The 18,212-nt window shown below is 73.9% G+C and carries 13 protein-coding genes; 8 read left to right on the forward strand and 5 right to left on the reverse strand.

The window, feature by feature from the left end; genetic code table 11:
- The first annotated feature begins 77 nt into the window (after positions 1 to 77).
- Together ACFVYI_RS23065 and ACFVYI_RS23070 are read left to right on the forward strand one after the other, a co-directional pair.
- On the forward strand, positions 78 to 1,505 hold the full coding sequence (locus ACFVYI_RS23065) for a family 2B encapsulin nanocompartment shell protein (protein ID WP_387888578.1): 1,428 nt from the start codon (positions 78 to 80) through the stop codon (positions 1,503 to 1,505).
- 85 nt (positions 1,506 to 1,590) lie between these two features.
- Positions 1,591 to 2,640 (forward strand): family 2 encapsulin nanocompartment cargo protein polyprenyl transferase, encoded by a 1,050-nt coding sequence (locus ACFVYI_RS23070; RefSeq protein ID WP_387888580.1) that lies wholly within the window; start codon positions 1,591 to 1,593, stop codon positions 2,638 to 2,640.
- A 229-nt stretch (positions 2,641 to 2,869) separates the two neighbouring features.
- Here the strand turns inward: ACFVYI_RS23070 and ACFVYI_RS23075 are convergent, their stop codons facing one another.
- Complete coding sequence (locus ACFVYI_RS23075) at positions 2,870 to 3,937, reverse strand: NAD-dependent epimerase/dehydratase family protein (RefSeq protein WP_387888583.1); 1,068 nt, start codon at positions 3,935 to 3,937, stop codon at positions 2,870 to 2,872.
- A gap of 215 nt (positions 3,938 to 4,152) precedes the next feature.
- On the opposite strand from ACFVYI_RS23075, the gene ACFVYI_RS23080 reads away from it, so the two are divergent.
- The 3 genes from ACFVYI_RS23080 (at position 4,153) to ACFVYI_RS23090 (ending at position 7,605) form a co-directional block, all read left to right on the forward strand.
- The gene (locus tag ACFVYI_RS23080; protein ID WP_387888585.1) at positions 4,153 to 5,478 is read left to right on the forward strand and encodes a DUF1254 domain-containing protein; all 1,326 of its coding nucleotides are present in this window, start codon (positions 4,153 to 4,155) and stop codon (positions 5,476 to 5,478) included.
- 81 nt (positions 5,479 to 5,559) lie between these two features.
- Positions 5,560 to 6,894: a DUF1254 domain-containing protein gene (locus tag ACFVYI_RS23085; RefSeq protein ID WP_387888586.1), complete on the forward strand. Its 1,335-nt coding sequence runs from the start codon at positions 5,560 to 5,562 to the stop codon at positions 6,892 to 6,894.
- Positions 6,895 to 6,933: 39 nt separating this feature from the next.
- Positions 6,934 to 7,605, forward strand: a complete 672-nt coding sequence (locus ACFVYI_RS23090) for a GAP family protein (protein WP_387888588.1) — start codon at positions 6,934 to 6,936, stop codon at positions 7,603 to 7,605.
- A gap of 71 nt (positions 7,606 to 7,676) precedes the next feature.
- On the opposite strand, the gene ACFVYI_RS23095 is transcribed toward ACFVYI_RS23090, so the two are convergent.
- A complete protein-coding gene (locus ACFVYI_RS23095; protein ID WP_387888591.1) occupies positions 7,677 to 9,674 on the reverse strand; it encodes a sigma-70 family RNA polymerase sigma factor in 1,998 nt (665 codons plus the stop codon).
- 231 nt (positions 9,675 to 9,905) lie between these two features.
- On the opposite strand from ACFVYI_RS23095, the gene radA reads away from it, so the two are divergent.
- Together radA and disA are read left to right on the forward strand one after the other, a co-directional pair.
- Positions 9,906 to 11,429 carry a DNA repair protein RadA gene (radA, locus tag ACFVYI_RS23100; RefSeq protein WP_387888593.1) on the forward strand — a complete coding sequence of 508 codons (1,524 nt, stop codon included), beginning with the start codon at positions 9,906 to 9,908 and terminating at the stop codon, positions 11,427 to 11,429.
- A 188-nt stretch (positions 11,430 to 11,617) separates the two neighbouring features.
- Entirely contained in the window at positions 11,618 to 12,676 is a 1,059-nt protein-coding gene (gene disA, locus ACFVYI_RS23105) for a DNA integrity scanning diadenylate cyclase DisA (RefSeq protein WP_238863804.1), read from the forward strand.
- A gap of 108 nt (positions 12,677 to 12,784) precedes the next feature.
- On the opposite strand, the gene ACFVYI_RS23110 is transcribed toward disA, so the two are convergent.
- Entirely contained in the window at positions 12,785 to 13,999 is a 1,215-nt protein-coding gene (locus tag ACFVYI_RS23110; protein WP_387888596.1) for a S8 family serine peptidase, read from the reverse strand.
- 353 nt (positions 14,000 to 14,352) lie between these two features.
- Complete coding sequence (locus tag ACFVYI_RS23115; RefSeq protein ID WP_387888597.1) at positions 14,353 to 15,219, reverse strand: hypothetical protein; 867 nt, start codon at positions 15,217 to 15,219, stop codon at positions 14,353 to 14,355.
- 202 nt (positions 15,220 to 15,421) lie between these two features.
- Here ACFVYI_RS23115 and ACFVYI_RS23120 point away from each other — a divergent pair, with 202 nt between their 5' ends.
- Positions 15,422 to 16,369 (forward strand): A/G-specific adenine glycosylase, encoded by a 948-nt coding sequence (locus ACFVYI_RS23120; protein ID WP_387888599.1) that lies wholly within the window; start codon positions 15,422 to 15,424, stop codon positions 16,367 to 16,369.
- A gap of 177 nt (positions 16,370 to 16,546) precedes the next feature.
- On the opposite strand, the gene ACFVYI_RS23125 is transcribed toward ACFVYI_RS23120, so the two are convergent.
- Positions 16,547 to 18,154, reverse strand: coding sequence for an MDR family MFS transporter (locus tag ACFVYI_RS23125; protein WP_387888601.1), 1,608 nt, complete (start codon positions 18,152 to 18,154; stop codon positions 16,547 to 16,549).
- Between the last annotated feature and the right edge of the window lie 58 nt (positions 18,155 to 18,212).

Here is an 18,212-nt window from a genome sequence, read left to right on the forward strand (position 1 = left end):
TGATTGTGGAACCCCCCGAACGGGCCCATCATGATTCTTGCAAGGCGACACTTCGTCGGGTATGCGAAAGGCTCCCTATGTCGACCGAAACCAACGTCGGTATTCCTGCGCCGGGCGGCCCGCCGCAGTCCGGGCAGCAGCAGAGCCTCGGTACGGCCGGCGCGAGGAACCTCGCGACGACCACCAAGTCCGCGCCGCAGATGCAGGGCATCAGCCCGCGCTGGCTGCTCAGGATGCTGCCGTGGGTCCAGGTCTCCGGCGGCACCTACCGGGTCAACCGGCGTCTGCGCTACTCGGTCGGCCGCGGCCGGGTGAGCGTCGTCAAGACGGGCTCCGAGGTCCGGATCGTCCCGCCGAGTCTGCGCGAGGTGCCGGTGCTGCGCGGCTTCGAGGACGACGCGGTCCTGGAGGAGCTGGCCGGTCGCTTCGTCCAACGCGAGTTCTCCGCCGGTGAGGTCCTGGTCGCGGCCGGGGCGCCGATCGACGAGGTCCTCATCATCGCGCACGGCAAGCTCGACCGGCTGGGAACGGGCAAGTACGGCGAGCAGACGGTGATCGGCTCCCTCGCCGACGGCGACCACCTGGGCGACGAGGTGCTCCAGCGCGAGGACGGCGCCTGGCCGTACGCGGTGAAGGCCGCCACCGCCGGTACCGTGCTGGCGCTCTCCTGGCCCGCGTTCCAGGAGCTCGCGGACCGCTCCGAGGCGCTGCAGCTGCAGATCATGGACTACCTGGCCGGCTTCCAGCAGGCGCAGAACAAGCACGGCGAGGCGGCGATCGGGCTCTCCGCCGGTCACCACGGCGAGTACGAGCTGCCCGGTGCCTTCGTGGACTACGAGCTGAAGCCGCGCGAGTACGAGCTGAGCGTCGCCCAGACGGTGCTCAAGGTGCACAGCCGTGTCGCCGACCTCTACAACCAGCCGATGAACCAGACCGAGCACCAGCTCCGGCTGACCATCGAGGCGCTGCGCGAGCGCCAGGAGGGCGAGCTGATCAACAACCCGGAGTTCGGGCTGTTGCAGAACGCCGCGTACGACCAGCGGATCCAGACCCATTCCGGGCCGCCCACCCCGGACGACATGGACGAGCTGCTGAGCCGGCGCCGAAGCACCAAGATGTTCCTCGCCCACCCCAGGGCGATCGCCGCCATCGGCCGGGAGTGCAACCGCCGGGGCCTCTATCCGGACACCGTCGAGGTCCAGGGCAAGTCGGTCTTCGCCTGGCGCGGAGTTCCGGTCTTCCCGTGCAACAAGATCCCGATCACCAGGGAGAACACCAGCTCGATCCTCGCGCTGCGCACCGGGGAGGACAACCAGGGCGTCATCGGGCTGCATCAGACCGGAATTCCCGATGAATACCAGCCGAGCCTCTCGGTGCGTTTCATGGGGATCAGCGAGAAGGCCATCATTTCCTATCTCGTCAGTGCCTACTATTCCGCCGCCATTCTGGTGCCCGACGCGGTCGGCGTCCTGGAAAACGTCGACATCGCGCACCGCAACGACTGACCGGGGTCGGTCGGAATCGCGCCGCCCGGCCGGGTCACGCCCACGCCCCCGGCCGGGCGGCGCCCACCATCAGGGGGAGGAACCCATGGGAAGTTTCACGTTGGAGCGGGAGCACCGGGAGGGCCACGAGGCGGAGGACGTGCTCGCCCGCACCCGCAGCCTGGTCGATCCGGTCATGCGCGTCGCCGTCGACTCGCTGCCCGGCTCGATGCGCAAGGTGGCCGGCTACCACTTCGGCTGGTGGGAGGCCGACGGCTCACCGGCCGCCGCGCCCTCCGGCAAGGCGATCAGGCCGGCCATGGTCCTGGCCGCCACCCAGGCGCTCGGCGGCACCACGGCCACGGCCACCGCCGCGGCGGCGGCCGTCGAACTCGTCCACAACTTCACCCTGCTCCACGACGACGTCATCGACCGCGACGAGACCAGGCGCCACCGCCCCACCGCCTGGAGGGTGTTCGGCACCACCGAGGCCATCCTGGCGGGCGACGCCCTGCACTCGCTGGCGCTGCGCCTCCTCGCGGAGGACGCCCACCCGGCCGCGCAGGGCGCGATCCGCAGGCTCACCGACTGCGTCGTCGAACTTTGCGAGGGCCAGCAGATCGACTGCGCCTTCGAGCAGCGCAGTGACGTTTCGCTCGCCGAGTGCCTGGCGATGGCGGAGGCGAAGACGGGTGCCCTGCTCGGCGCCGCCTGTGCGATGGGGGCGCAGTACGCGGGTGCCTCGGAGGAGGCGGCGCAGGCGATGGACGGCTTCGGTCGGGAGATCGGCCTGGCGTTCCAGCTCATCGACGACCTGATCGGGATCTGGGGTGATCCCGCCGTCACCGGCAAGCCGGTCGGCGCGGATCTGGTGGCGCGCAAGAAGTCCCTTCCGGTGGTGGCGGCGCTCGGCTCCGGAACGCCGGACGGGCGGGTGCTGGCCGAGCTGTATGCGCTCGAACGCCCGCTCACCCCGGAGGAGTTGAGCCGTTGCGCGGCCGCCGTGGAGGGTGCGGGCGGGCGCGGCTGGGCACAGGGGGAGTCGTGCGAGCGGATGGCCGCCGCGCTCGCCCAGCTGGCGACGGCGGTGCCCGAGCCGTCCGCGGCCGACGAACTGCTCGCCCTTGCCGAGCTGGTCACCCGGCGCACCCACTGACCGGGCCCGCCTACTGACCGGGCTCATGTACTGATCGGGCCCGCCCACTGCGCTGTCGGTCCGCCGTCTCGGGAGGGCGGTGGCCGTCGCCGTGCCGACGCGCAGGGGCGGGAGGTCGCACCGGTCGACCTCCCACCCCTGCGCGCTGCCGTCCTGTGCAGAGTCCAGCACCGGTCCCGGTCGTCGGCACGCGTGCCGCGCGGACGCCACGCCATGCCACGGCACGGCGCTATGCGAGGGCGGCGAGCAGGCGTTGCTCCTTGGCCGGGACGATGCCGGTCTTCTGGGCTGCGCCCTTGCGGCCCTTGAGGCCGTCGGCGTCGGTGTCCTCGGCCGAGCCCCGTTGCCGGAGCCAGGCCCAGGTGTCGCGCGCGGTCTCGGCGAACGGCCGGCAGCGCAGACCGGCAGCCTGCGCCCGGGTGGTGTCGGCGAGCCAGACGCCCGCCAGTTCCGGTGCGTCGGGCGCCCAGAGCGGGAGTTCACTCCACGGCTGGACGCTGTCCGGGCCCTCGGCGAGCAGCGGGCCGTCCTCGACCCAGACGAGTTCGGCGGGCGGGCGGGCGCCGCCGTCCTCGTCGGCGGTCTCGCCGACGACCTCCACGCAGGTCGTCAGGAACTCCCCGAAGGTGACGTTCCCGGCCGGGGCGGTGGTGATGAAGCGCCCGGTGCGGCCCGCCAGCAGCGCGTCCACGCCGAACGCCGCGAAGTCGCGGACGTCGATGACCTGCATCGCCCGGGTCGGGTCGCCCGGCGCCAGGACCTGGCCGCCGCGAGCCATCCGCTCCAGCCACCACGGCAGGCGGCCCCCGTTCTCGTGGGGGCCGATGAGCAGGCCGCTGTTGAGGATCAGGGTGCGGTCGGCGCCGAACTCCTCCAGCACCGCGCGTTCGCAGCCGGCCTTGAGGGGGTTGCCGGGCGGCTGGTCGGGCGGGGTGTCGGCGGGGCAGGGGTGCAGGGGGGCGGTCTCGTCCACCGGCAGGGCCGGCCAGTCGGCGAAGGCGTGCACGGAGGAGACGAAGGTGTAGTGGTCGGCGTGCTCGCGCAGCAGCCGGGCGGAGCGGACGGCCTGGGCGGGCTGCTGCGCCGAGGTGTCCACGACGGCGTCCCACCGCCGCCCCTCGACCAGTCGGGTCAGGTCGTCGGCCGAGTCGCGCTCGCCCCGGACGGCCTCGACGCCGGGCAGGTCGGTGCCGGAGCGGCCGCGGTTGAAGGTGGTCACTTCGTGGCCGCGGGCGAGGGCCTCCGAAGCGAAGGCCCGCCCCAGGAAGGACGAACCGCCGAGCAAGAGGATCTTCATGGCGACAGCCTGTCCTGGTCGGACGCTCTCCAGACCCCCGTTCGCGGTGGGCGGACGCCCTCTCCGGACCGCCGCCCCCCGGACGCACCCCGGCGCAGCCGCCCGGCACCCCGGCGCCGTCGCCGACATGCTGATCGACTGGGTGGCCCCTAGGATCCGTTTGTACCTATTCGTCCGCAAAAGAGGCATGTGCCGAGCCAGGGGAGATCGTCAGCATGGGCAACCCGGCACTCGTGGATCCGACCACCGTCCGCGCGACCGCCGCCGAGGCGTGGATCTGGGGGTTCCCACTGCTGGAGAACTACCGGACGCTCTACCCGCATGCGGTCGACGACGCGGACCCGCGCCACGTCGGCGGCTTCGGCGTCTTCCGGCACTATCCGCAGCCCTTCACCCCGGCCAACACCGACGTCGTCACGCCCAACAACGACACCCCGTACTCCTGGGCCTGGCTCGACCTGCGGGCCGAGCCGTGGGTGGTCTCGGTGCCCGCCGAGGACCGCTACTACGTCCTCCCGCTGCACGAGCTCGACACGCCGTACGCCGGGTTCATCGGTGCCCGCACCACCGGCCAGGAGCCCGGCGACTACCTGGTGGCGGGCCCCGGCTGGCGGGGCACGGTGCCCGACGGCACGGCCGGCGTGATCCGCACCGCCACCGAGCTGATCGGCATCCTCGGGCGCACCTACCTCGGTGGTACGTCGCCCGAGGCGGTCGAGGAGCTGAAGGGCATCCAGGGGCAGTACCGGCTGCGCCCGTTGCACGAGTACACGGGCACCGCGGCACCGCAGCCCGCGCCCAACCCCGTCTGGCCGGTCTGGCGGGAGGAGGTGCTGGGCACCGTCGAGTTCTTCAGCTTCCTCGACTTCCTGCTCGGCTTCTTCCCGGTGCTGCCCGCCGAGGCCGACCTGCGCGGCCGGCTCACCGATCTGGGCATCGACGGCCGGGGCGAGTTCGAGCCCGCCGCGCTGCCGTTGGAGGTCCGCGCCGAGATCGAGCGCGGCATCGCCGACGCCCGGGCCGAACTCGCCCGGGCGGCCGAACGGACCGTCGGGTCGACCGGCCTCTTCGGCACGCGCGAGCAGCTCGGCACGAACTACCTCACGCGGGCCGTCGCCGCCCTGAAGGGTCTGTACGGGCTGCCCGCCGAGGAGGCCTGGTACGGCGGCTGGGCCGCCGACAGCGACGGCGGGAGCCCGCTGAACGCCGGCGAGCACGACTACGTCCTGCGCTTCGGCCCGGACCGGCTCCCGCCCGCGCGGTTCTTCTGGTCGGCCACCATGTACGCGCTCCCGGACCGTCTGCTGGTCGACAACCCCCTGGACCGCTACTCGATCGGCGACCGCACCCCCGGGCTGGTCCGCGACCCGGACGGCGGCCTGACCCTGTACGTCCAGCACAAGCGGCCGGCCGACGCCCAGCACTCGGCCAACTGGCTGCCAGCGCCCGACGGCCCGTTCACGGTGGTCGTCCGGCTCTACGGCCCGGACGAGCGGGTCCTCGACGGCCGTTGGACGCTGCCGCCGCTGACGCCGCGCTGACCCGCGGTCGCGCCGACCCGACGCCGCGCCACCGCCGTGCCGCCCCCACCCGCCCCCACCCGGACCCGAGAAGGACTGCCGATGACCCAGCCCGAGCTGGAGGCCCTGGCCGCCGACGCCTACGTCTACGGCTACCCGCTGGTCTCCGACCTCACCATGGTCGAGCGCTTCACCGAGGGCGGCATGGGGACCCTGCCGGCGGCACCGTTCAACGACTTCAGCCACGCCACCCGGCTGGCCGGCCCGGACGACCCCTTCGTCTCCGTCAACAACGACACCGTCTACTCGATCGCCCAGCTCGACCTCTCCGAAGGCCCGCAGGTGGTGCGGGTGCCGGACACCGCCGGGGCCTACTACGTGCTGCAGTTCGTCGGCGCGTGGACCGACAACTTCGCCTACCTCGGCCGACGGGCCACCGGCACCGGTGCGCAGACCTGGCTGGTCGTCCCTCCCGGCTGGCACGGGACCCCGCCGGATCCGGAGCGGGTGATCGTCTCGCCGACCACCGTGGCCACCGTCGTGGGCCGCTTCGCCTGCACCGGCCCGGACGACCTGCCGCGGGTCCGGGCCCTCCAGGAGGGGCTGACGCTCGAACCGCTGGAGCCGGGCGGCCTGGCCGCCGGACTGCCGGCGCCGGACCCCGAGGTGCCCGAGCGGCTGGCCTTCTTCGAACGGCTCAGGATCTGGATGGCGGCCTTCCCGCCCGCCGGGCCCGACATCGAGTACCAGCAGCGCTTCGCCCCGCTCGGCCTGCTCGACACCGGGCCCTCGCCCTACCGCGCCGCCGCGCCCGACTGGACCCTCGCCCTGCTCAAGGGCCTGGCGGCGGGCCGGGAGCGGGTCGAGGCCGCCACCCGGCCGCCGGAGGACCACCCGGCCGGCGAGTGGCGCACGGGACTGCACCTGTTCGACTACAACGTCGACTTCCTCGGCCCCGGCACCATCGACGACCCCGAGTGGCGCATCCCCGACCGCCGTGCCGCCTACCTCAGCCGCGCCGCCGCCGCCCGGGCCGGCCTCTGGGGCAACCACGCGTACGAGGCGACGTACGCGATGACCTACGACGACGCCGACGGCCGGCCGCTCAGCGGTGCCCACGCGTACACCCTGCGCCTGGACCAGCCGCCGCCGGTGGATGCCTTCTGGTCCGTCACCATGTACGGCCTGCCGGACTACTACCTGGTCGCGAACCCGATCGCGCGCTACTCGATCGGCGACCGCACCCCCGGTCTGGTCCACGACGAGGACGGTTCGCTGACGCTCCGACTGCAGCGCCACCCTCCGGCCGACCCGGCGGAGGCGGCGAACTGGCTGCCGACCCCGGAGGGGGAGTTCCGGCCGATCATCCGGCTCTACCAGCCGAAGCCGGCCGCACTCGACGGCACCTACCGGGTGCCGCCGATCCGGCGGAGCTGAGCACGCCGTTCGCACACCGGTGACAGGGAGGAGGCGGGGATGGGTGACGCCGTCGGCCAGATGCTGGCCTCGGCCGTGGGCATCGCGATCAGCCCGATGCCGCTGATCGCGGTGATCCTGATGCTGGCCACCCCGAAGGGCAGGAGCAACGGCCTGGCGTTCACCGCCGGCTGGGTGGTGGCGCTGGCGGCGGTGGTCACCGTGGTGGTGCTGGTCGGGTCGGGGCTGAGCACCGACACCTCGAAGCCGACCTGGGCGTGGTGGCTGAAGCTGGCGCTGGGCCTGCTGTTCCTGCTGCTGGGGTTCAAGCAGTGGAGGGGCCGCCCGCGCGAGGGCCATGTGCACGGGCCGCCGAAGTGGATGCAGGCGATCGACCGCTTCACTCCGGGCAGGGCGGCCGGGTTGGCGGCCGCCCTGGTGGCGGCCAACCCGAAGAACCTGGTGCTGGCGGTGGGCGGCGCGGTCTCGATCGCGACCAGTACGGCCTCCGGCGGGGGCAAGGCGGTCGCGGCCGTCCTGATGGTGCTGATCGGCTCGCTCTGCACCGTGGTGCCGTTGGTGGTCTACCTGTTCGGCGGCGACCGGTCGGCCCGGGTGCTGGGCGAGTGGAAGGCGTGGATGGCCACGCACAACGCGGCGATCATGATGGTCGTCCTGGTCGTCCTCGGCGCGAAGTACATCGGTGACGCCATCGCCGGCCTGACCGGCTGAGGCCCGGCGACGGCCGTGCGGCGGTCGGCCGCCCCGGTGGCGGCCGACCCGCCCGCCACCGCCGCTCCGGTTCAGCGCGCCGAGGCGGGGGCGGACGCACCGCCCGTCGGGGCCGGTGAGGCGGGCGCACCCGTCGACGCCGTTCCGCTGGGCGTCCCGGTCGGTGCCCCCGTGGGCGTCCCGGTGGGTGTCGCCGACGGGGCCGCGGTCGGTGCGGCCGTCGGCGTGGCGGTCGGCGAGGCCGTGGCGCTCGGGGAGGACGGCGAGGCCGTGGCGCTCGGGGAGGACGGCGAGGCCGTGGGCCCGGGCCCGGTCGGCGGGGCGGACGGCGTACCGCCGGTGGGCGCGGGACCCGGGGCGGTCGGGGTGGCGCTCGGCTCGGCCGGGACCGTAGTGCTGCCGCCCCGGTGCTGCGGACCGCCCTCCAGGGTGACCACCGCCTGCGAGGGCGGCAGCGCGATCCGGGCGGTCCAGTGCGTGTTCGGAGCGAGGTCCTCGTCGACGGTGACGATCACCGTGATCCGCTGGCCCGGCGCGAGCGTCCCGGCGTCCCGGCTGAGCCGGAGCCAGGCGGCGTCCACCTCGGCGTGCCAGCGGATCTCCGTGGCGCCGGAGTTGGTCAGGGTGAGGACGGTCCGGTTGCCGTAGTCGCCGGCCTCGACCGTCAGCAGCCCGACCGGTGCGGGAACGGACGACCCCGCCGACGCGGAACCCGGACCGGTGCCGGTACCGGTGGTGGCGGCGGGGGCCGGCGCGGCGATCAGCGTCGGGCTGCCGAGCGGGGTCGCGCCCCGGCCGGGGACCGGGATCGCGGGGCCCTGGATCCCAGGGAGCAACGTTTCTGCAGGCCTAGGCCCGGCCCCGGCCAGCTCCAGCCCGGCCACCGCCGGAGCCGCCCCCACGGCCCCCACCACCCCGCCCGCCTGCCCGGGCTGCCCGGCGACCGGTCCGTTCGGCCGACGCCCGGCAGCCCGCCCGTCGTCCTCGACCCGGACCGAGGAGACCGAGGCCGCCGCCCCGGTGCCACCGCCGCCCCGGTGGCCGGCCCAGAGCGCGACCACCGGCGCGGCCAGCACGGCGGCCAGCACCCCGGTGGTCACCACCCGGCGGCGCACCGCCCGGGCCCGGCCGCTGTCCGGCGCGCGGTGGCGGGGGAACCCGCCCTGGTCGAACCGCAGGCCCGGCTCGATCACCGGCGCCGACGACCTCCGCCACACCGTCTCCCCCGCCACGCGCGGCAGGAACGTCGCCCCGTCGCCCCGCAGCGCCCCGGCCGTCCCGGGTGCCGACAGCACCGGCAGCCCCGACAGGCCCTCGGCGCCCTGCATCACCTCGCCGGCCACCCGCTCCGCGGTACCCCGACAGGTCGGGCAGTCCGCCACGTGCTGCACCAGTTCCCGGCGCAGTGCGGGGCCGAGCACCCAGTCCCGCCAGCTCTCCGCCCCGGCCCCGCCGAGCCGGTCCAGTTCGGGGCAACTGCCGACGCCGAGCACCAGCAGCGCCGCCCTGGTCCGGCCGACCTCGGCCTCGGCCGAGGCGAGCAGCGCACGGGAGGACTCGAAGGGCACGCCCAGCACGGCCGCCACCTCGATCGGGCTCAGCCGGTGGCGCACCGACAGCTCCAGCGCCTCGCGCTGCTCGGGGTCGGTGCCGGCCGCCTCGGGCCAGGCGAGCGAGGCCAGCTCCCGCCGCCGCCGGCCGGCCTCCGCCGCCGAGAGCCCGCTCACCTCCGTACCGCTCGCCCCCGCACCGGCCGTCTCCGTACCGCTCGCCCCCGCACCGGCCGCCGCATCGACGGCACCGGCAGCAGCGCCCGGACCGAAGCCCGCCCCGTCCTCCAGGCGGCGCAGGCAGCAGTACCGGGCCAGCGAGTACAGCCAGGCCCGGACCAGTCCGGGCTCGGCGAGCCGGGTCCCGTGCCGCAGTGCCAGCTCGCGCACCTCGCGCAGGGCGGCGGCGGCCGCGTCGTGCTCGCACAGCACCGAGAGGCAGTAGGTGAACAGGCCGTCCACCTGCCGGTCGTACGCCGCGAGCACGGGGTCGCGCGGCCCTTCAGTACGCGTTGTCACCCGTCCGACGGTAGAGAGGCCGGGGGCCGTGCCCGGGCTGTTCCCTGCTGTTGTACTTCTTTCGGGTAACAACATCGCCCATTCGTGGACCAGGACCGCCCTCACCGCCCGCCCGCGCCGTCCCCCCGGCGACCCTCCCGCAGCCGCCCGGCGTCCGTCCCGCACCCAGGCCCGCGCCGCCGGCCCCGCCGCCCCGCCCGCAGTGTCGTACCCAGGCGCTACGGTGACCGCATGGCTGCCCGCACCAAGACCACCGCCAAGCCGCGCCCGGCGTACCGCTGCACCGAGTGCGGCAACCAGCTGCCCAAATGGGTCGGCCGCTGCCCGGAGTGCAACGCCTGGGGCACGGTCGAGGAGTACGGCGCGGTGCCGATCAGGACGACGGCCGCCGGGCCGGTGAGCGCGCCCGCCCGCCCGATCGGCCAGATCGACGGCCAGGTGGCGACGGCCCGCTCCACCGGCGTGCCCGAGCTGGACCGGGTGCTCGGCGGCGGCCTCGTCCCCGGCGCCGTGGTGCTGCTGGCCGGCGAGCCCGGCGTCGGCAAGTCCACCCTGCTGCTGGACGTCGCGTCCAAGGCGGCGGGTGCGCAGCACCGCACGCTCTACGTCACCGGCGAGGAGTCGGCCGGCCAGGTCAGGCTGCGGGCGGACCGGATCAACGCGCTCTCCGAGCACCTGTACCTCGCCGCCGAGTCGGACCTCGGAGCCGTCCTCGGGCACATCGAGGCGGTGAACCCGGGCCTGCTGATCCTGGACTCGGTGCAGACCATCGCCTCCGCCGAGCTCGACGGCGCACCCGGCGGGCCGGCCCAGGTCCGCGAGGTGGCCGGCGCGCTGATCAGGGCGTCCAAGGACCGCGGCATGGCCACCCTGCTGGTCGGCCACGTCACCAAGGACGGCCAGATCGCCGGCCCCCGCCTGCTGGAGCACCTGGTGGACGTGGTGCTGAGCTTCGAGGGGGACCGACACGCCCGGCTGCGCATCATCCGCGGGGTCAAGAACCGGTACGGCGCCACCGACGAGGTCGGCTGTTTCGAGCTGCACGACGAGGGCATCGTGGGCCTGGCCGATCCGTCCGGCCTCTTCCTGACCAGGCGTGACAAGCCCGTCCCCGGCACCTGCCTGACCGTCACCCTGGAGGGTCGCCGCCCGCTGGTGGCGGAGGTCCAGGCGCTGATGGTGGATTCGCAGATCCCGTCCCCGCGCCGGACGACCTCCGGTCTGGAGTCGCCCCGGATCGCGATGATCCTGGCGGTGGTCGAGCGGCACGGCGGGGTCAAGCTCGGCAAGCAGGACATCTACACCGCGACGGTCGGCGGGGTGAAGCTGAGCGAGCCGTCGGCGGACCTCGCGATCGCCCTCGCCGTGGCCAGCTCCTCCTCGGACACCCCGCTGCCGAGCAACCTGGTGGCGATCGGTGAGGTCGGTCTCGCGGGCGAGGTGCGGCGGGTGACGGGTGTGCAGCGGCGGCTGGCCGAGGCGCACCGGCTGGGGTTCACGCACGCGCTGGTCCCGCCGGACCCGGGCAAGGTGCCGGCGGGGATGAAGGTGGTCGAGGTCGCGGACATCGGGGAGGCGCTGCGGGCCATCCCGGGCCGCCGCCGGGCCGCCGCCAAGCCGCGCGGCGAGGCGGCGTCGGCGCCGCCCACCCCGCGCCGGGCCGCGGCCGCAGCACCCGCCGCAGCACCCGTCGCCGCCTACCCGGAGGAGCTCATGGAGGGGTGGGAGCCGGTCGACTCGGACGAACTGCGCTGACCCAAGCCCTGTTAATGCCGCACGCAGTTAGACTTTCCCCTGTCTAATCGGCAATAAGGCAGTAATAAGCGACAGAGCAACAGACCGTAGGCCGGCGCACGGCGCGAGGCGCGCGGTACGGGGTCGACCGGAGGAGTCACGTGGCAGCCAGCGACCGGGCGGACAAGTCCTCCCGCGAGGAGGCCCTGCTGCGGGCCTCCCTCACCGCCATCGCCCCCGGCACGGGGCTGCGTGACGGCCTGGAGCGGGTGCTGCGGGCCAACACCGGCGGTCTGATCGTGCTCGGCTTCGACAAGACCGTCGAGTCGATCTGTACCGGTGGGTTCGTCCTGGACGTCGAGTTCACCGCGACCCGGTTGCGCGAGCTGTGCAAGCTCGACGGCGCCGTGGTGCTGGACAAGGACATCACCAAGATCGTCCGGGCCGGGGTCCACCTGATGCCGGACTCCACCATCCCCACCGACGAGACCGGCACCCGCCACCGCACCGCGGAGCGGGTCAACCGGCAGACCGGGTTCCCGGTGGTCGCGGTCTCGCACTCGATGCGGCTGATCGCGATGTACGTCAACGGCACCCGCCGGGTGCTGGAGGACTCGACCACCGTCCTCTCCCGGGCGAACCAGGCGCTGGCCACCCTGGAGCGGTACAAGCTCCGGCTGGACGAGGTGGCCGGCACGCTCTCCGCCCTGGAGATCGAGGACCTGGTGACGGTCCGGGACGTCACCGCCGTCGCCCAGCGGCTGGAGATGGTCCGGCTGATCGCCACCGAGATCGCCGGCTACGTGCTGGAGCTCGGCATCGACGGCCGGCTGCTCTCGCTCCAACTGGACGAGCTGATCGCGGGTGTGGAGCCGGAGCGCGAGCTGGTCGCCCGGGACTACTTCCCGGAGCGGGCCGCGAAGAAGGGCCGGACGGTCACCGAGGTGCTGGCTGACCTGGAGGCGCTGACCCACGCCGAGCTGCTCGACCTGCAGACCGTCGCCAAGGCGCTCGGGTACTCGGGCACGCCGGAGTCGCTGGACTCCGCGGTCTCGCCGCGCGGCTACCGGCTGCTGGCCAAGATCCCGCGCCTGCCCAACACGGTGATAGAGCGGCTGGTCGAGCATTTCGGCGGACTGCAGAAGCTGCTCGCGGCCAGCATCGACGATCTGCAGACGGTCGAGGGCGTCGGCGAGACCAGGGCGCGCTCGGTGCGCGAGGGCCTGTCCCGCCTTGCCGAATCGTCCATCCTGGAGCGCTACGTCTGACGGTGCCCCGGTACGCGGGGGCGGCCCCCGGGGAGCATTCCCCGGGGGCCGCCCCGTTCTCGGGCGCCGGTGCCGCGGCGCTGCTGCCGTGGCGCCGCCGCGTCGCCGCTACTGGGTCACGCGCAGCAGCAGGTTGGGGCTGCCGCTGCCGATCGAGGTGAGCGTGCCGCTGGTGGCGGCCGAGGTGAGGGCGCCGGCGACGCCCGCCGGGGCGGCCCCGGGGTGGTACGAGAGGTAGACCGCCGCCGCGCCGGCCACGTGCGGACTGGCCATCGAGGTGCCGGAGATGGTGTTGGTGGCGGTGTCGCTGGTGCCCCAGGCCGAGGTGATGGAGGTGCCGGGGGCGAAGAGGTCGACCCGGCTGCCGTAGTTGGAGTACGTGGCCCTGGCGTCGGTGCTGGTGGTCGCGCCGACGGTGATCGCGGTCGCGACCCTGGCGGGCGAGTAGTTCTGAGCCGGGGCGTTGTAGTTGCCGGCGGCTATCGCGTAGGTGACGCCGGAGGCGATCGAGCCGGCCACCGCGTTGTCCAGGGTGGTGCTGGCCGAGCCGCCGAGGCTGAGGTTGGCGACGGCGGGCTTCTTCGCGTTCTGGGTGACCCAGTTGACGCCCGCGATGACGCCGGCCGTGGTGCCGGAGCCGTTGTCGTCGAGCACCCGGACCCCGACCACCTTGGCGCCCTTGGCGACCCCGTACGCGCTGCCCGCGATGGTCGCCGCGACGTGCGTGCCGTGGCCGTTGCCGTCCTGGGCGACGGCGTCGCCGTCGACGAAGTCGTAGCCGTTGGCGGCCCGGCCGCCGAAGTCGGTGTGCGAGATCCGCACACCGGTGTCGATGACGTAGGCCGTCACCCCGGCGCCGGCGGTGTCGGGGTAGGTGTAGCGGGAGTCGAGCGGGAGGGCGGCCTGGTCGATCCGGTCCAGGCCCCAGGAGGGCGGGTTCACCTGGGTCGTGGCCACGGTGAGGACCTGGTTGGCCTCGACCGCCGCGACCGCCGGGTCGGCGGCCAGCCGCCGGGCCTGCTTGGCCGTCAGGGCGGCCTCGTAGCCGTTCACCGCCCCGTTCCAGGTCTGCTGGATCCGGCCGCCGTGCCGGGCCACCACGTGCCGGCCCTGCTCGGAGTCGGCGCGGACGCCCGAGTCCGCCCGGAGGGTGACGATGTAGCTGCCCGGGACGGCGGTCGGTGAGTCGGCCTGCTGGACGACGCCTTCGGGGAGCTCGGCCGCGCCGGCGGGAAGGGTGGCGGCGCCGCAGAGGACGGCGGTGGCGATCGCGGTGGTCAGGGCGGCCGCGGCGCGGCGGCGGGTGATGTGCTGCACTGCCATGAGAGGGGTTCCTCCTCGTCGGTGGTGCGGAGCTGGTACCGGGCGGTGCTGCGGCCCGGGGGATCAGCATTCGGCCACTGGCAGGGACGCGACAAGGAGGCTTTCGGGTCGTCATACCGGTGCCACACCAGCGACATCCGGCGGCGGGGGCGAGTCGGGGTGAACCGGGCGGAACGAGCGGCGCCGGGCGGCCCGCGGGATCCGGCCGCCATCGGGGCGTCACCCGCGGACACCGGCCGACACCCTTCCTCAACGCCGCCGCGGCGGGGCGTGCCGCCCGGGCGGCCGGAAACGCACCGAAGCCCCGGCGCGACGGGCGCCGGGGCTTCGGTGGCGGTGCGTTCGAGGGGTGCTCAGCTCTCCAGACGGATCGAGGAGCGCGCCGAGACCTGGCCCCCGGAGAGGCCGGTGAGGTCGGCGACCACCAGGTAGGTGCCGGCGGGAGCGGCGGCCGGGTCGGCGGTGGCGCACTGCGGCTTGCTGCGGCCGCGGTCCCAGGTGAAGGTCTCGGTCAGACCGCCGTTCGCCGGGATCTGCGCCCAGTTGCCGCCGCGGTCGGCCGGGCAGTCGCCGGAGGACCAGATGCGGTCGCCGTTGCTGGCCGTCACGGTGATGGCCGAGGCCGTCCGGCCCAGGTCCACCCGGCAGTTGGCGCCGGAGGAGTTGTGGACGGTCAGCGTCAGCTTCGGCTTGTCCTTGGGCTGGTAGGAGTTCTGGGCACTGGCCAGCTCCAGCGTCACCTGCGAGGAGGCGCAGACGGGCAGCGCCATCACCTCGGAGGTGTTCACCGGGGGAGTGCCACCGCCGCCGCTGGTGCCGCCGGCCGCGCCGCCGCTCGCGCCGCCCGCGGCGGACCCGCCCGTGGCCGAGCCGCCGGTGGCGGGGGCCGGGTTGGGCGCGCCGCCCGTGCCGCCGGTGCTGAGGCTGACGTCACCGCCGCCGGATCCGGAGACCGCGCCCCCGGTCGGGTTGGCGCCGCCCGTCCCGCCGCCGCCGGGGCGCGAGTTGTTCGCGGGGCCGCTCGGGGACGCGCCGGGCGTGATCGCCTCGGCGGGGGGCTGGGTCTGGGACGGCGCGGCCTGCGCGGCCTTGCCCGCCGCTCCGTCACCACCCCCGCCCTGATCGGACATCAGCCAGAAGAGCAGGGCGACGACCGCGGCGACGGCGACGAGCACGACAAGGCGCCGTCGCCAGTAGATCGAGGCAGGCAACGGTCCCACGGGTTGACGCAGAGAGGGCACACCCGAACTCTACGAGACTGTGTGTGCCCTTTGACTCACCAACACCGCACACTCGCCCCTTCCTTCACATGATCCGCCATATGCGCCGTTCGGGGGAGGCCCGAGGGGGGCCTTTCGAGGGAATCCGGAGTTCACTCCTCCGCTTCGGGTGACGGCGCGGACATGGGAGGATCGAAGGGCCATGGCTGCCATCACCGTCACCCCCGCCGTCCCCGCCCCCGCGCCCGCAGCGACTGCCCCGCCGGCTTTGCCGCTGCCGCTGCCGGTGCTGCACTCGACCGTCCTCGGCTGGTACGACGCCCATGCGCGCGATCTCCCCTGGCGGACCCCGCAGGCCTCGCCCTGGGCGGTGATGGTCAGCGAGTTCATGCTTCAGCAGACCCCGGTGAAGCGGGTGCTGCCGGCCTACGAGGCCTGGCTGGAGCGCTGGCCGACACCGGCCGACCTGGCGGCCGACGCGCCCGGCGAGGCGGTCCGGATGTGGGGCCGGCTGGGCTACCCCCGGCGGGCGCTGCGCCTGCACGGGGCGGCGGTGGCGATCACCGAGACGCACGGCGGCGTCGTCCCGGACGACCACGCGACGCTGCTCTCGCTGCCCGGAGTGGGGGAGTACACGGCGGCGGCGGTGGCCTCGTTCGCCTTCCGTCAGCGGCACGTGGTGCTGGACACCAACGTCCGGCGGGTGTTCGCCCGCGCGGTGACGGGGGTGGAGTACCCGGCCCAGGCCACCACGGCGGCCGAGCGGCGGACGGCCGCCGCGCTGCTGCCCGACGACGCCGAGACGGCGGCGACCTGGGCGGTCGGCGTGATGGAGCTGGGGGCGCTGGTCTGCACGGCGCGCGGGCCGGAGTGCGGCGGCTGTCCGCTGTTCAGCCACTGCGCTTGGCAGCGGGCCGGCCGCCCGCCCTACGAGGGCCCGGCCCGGCGCGGCCAGTCCTACGAGGGGACCGACCGGCAGGTGCGCGGGAAGCTCCTCGCGGTGCTGCGGGACGCGCACGGCGCGGTCGAGCAGGTGCGGCTGGACGCGGTCTGGCCGGACGCGGTGCAGCGGGCCCGGGCGCTGGACGGCCTGGTCGCCGACGGCCTGGTCGAGCCGGTGGAGCAGGGCGTCTACCAGCTGCCGCAGTAGCGCCGGGCGGCCGCCGCTCGCGCCGGCCCCTCCGTGCACGCGTGCCCGGCGACGCGAAGACCCGGAACACCAAGGCCCGGAACACGAACCGCCGGCGGCGCGAAACGACCGGCGGCGCGAAAGCGTCCGAAGACGCGACATCCCCCCTCCCGACGCGGGAGGGGGGATGTCGGGGCGTCAGATGGCGACGGCCTCGACGTTGGGCTCGGTGCCCTTGTCGTCGCTCTTCGCCGGCGAGCCGGCGCCGCGCAGCGGCACCTCGCGCATGAACACCGCGGCGGCGATCGAGATCACCGCGGCAGCGGCGCCCCAGAGGAAGACGGTGTGCATGCCGTTGGCCACGGCGTGGTGGTACGCGTCCTGGACCGGGGCGGGCAGCGCCCGCAGCGCGGCCGGGCTCAGCGAGCTCGGGTCGCCCTTGCCGCCGCCGTTGGCGGCCGCGTCGCCGAGCCGCTCCTTCATGGTCTCGGTGACCCGGTTGTTGAACAGGGCGCCGAACAGCGCCACGCCGAAGGAACCGCCGATGGTGCGGAACAGCGTGGCGGTGGAGCTGGCCACGCCCATGTCCTTGAGTTCGACGCTGTTCTGCGCGACCAGCATGGTGATCTGCATCAGGAAGCCCATGCCGGCGCCGAGCACCACCATCCAGCAGGCGGAGGTGAAGCTGCTGGTGTCGGTGGAGAGCGTGGACAGCAGCAGCATGCCGCCGGTCATCACGATGGTGCCGATGATCGGGTAGATCCGGTACTTGCCGGTCTTGGTCACCGCCTGGCCGACCACCAGCGAGATGACCAGCATGCCGAACATCATCGGCATCAGCAGCAGACCGGAGTTGGTGGCCGAGGCGCCCTGCACGGTCTGCTGGTAGAGCGGCAGGAAGACGGTCGAGCCGAACATCACGAAGCCGACGACGAAGCCGATCAGCGACACCAGGGTGAAGTTCAGGTTCTTGAACAGGTCGAGCGGGAGCATCGGCTCCTCGACCCGCTGCTCGACGTAACAGAAGGCGATCAGCGTGGTGGCGGCGAGCGCGGCCAGGCCCAGGATCTGCTTGGAGCCCCAGGCGTACTCCTGGCCGCCCCAGGTGGTGATCAGGGTCAGTGCGGTGATGCCGGTGGTGAGCAGGAGCGCGCCGAGGTAGTCGATGCGGGCCTTGCTGCGGACCTTCGGCAGCTTCAGGGTGACCACGACGACGGCGAGCGCGACCACGCCGAGCGGCAGGTTGATGTAGAAGGTCCAGTGCCAGCTCAGGTGGTCGGTGATGAAGCCGCCGACCAGCGGGCCGCCGATGGTGGCGAGCGCCATCACGGCGGCGAACATGCCCTGGTACTTGCCGCGGTCACGCGGCGGGACCAGCGCGCCCATGATCGACATCACGCCGACCATCAGACCGCCGGCGCCCAGGCCCTGGAGGGCGCGGAAGCCGATGAGCTCGTTCATGTTCTGCGAGAGGCCGGAGAGGGCCGAGCCCACCAGGAAGATCACGATCGAGGTGAGGAAGGTGCCCTTGCGGCCGTAGAGGTCGCCGAGCTTGCCCCAGATCGGGGTGGAGGCGGCGGTGGCCAGGGTGTACGAGGTCACCACCCAGGACAGGTGCTCGGCGCCGCCGAGGTCGCCGACGATCGTCGGCATCGCGGTGCCGACGATCAGGTTGTCGAGCATGGCCAGCAGCATGGTGACCACCAGGCCGATCATGACCAGGCGGATCTCGCGGGGGGAGCGCGGCTGCTCCTCCTCGGCCGTCTTCGTTTCCGGTGCCGGGGTATCGGCCTTGGGTTGTGACATGGGGTGGTGTCTCCCGGACTGGAGGCGGACGACCGATCTGGCCTGCGGAAGGCTTACT

The organism is Kitasatospora sp. NPDC058218 (assembly GCF_042882445.1).
In the GTDB taxonomy this organism is placed as follows: domain Bacteria; phylum Actinomycetota; class Actinomycetes; order Streptomycetales; family Streptomycetaceae; genus Kitasatospora.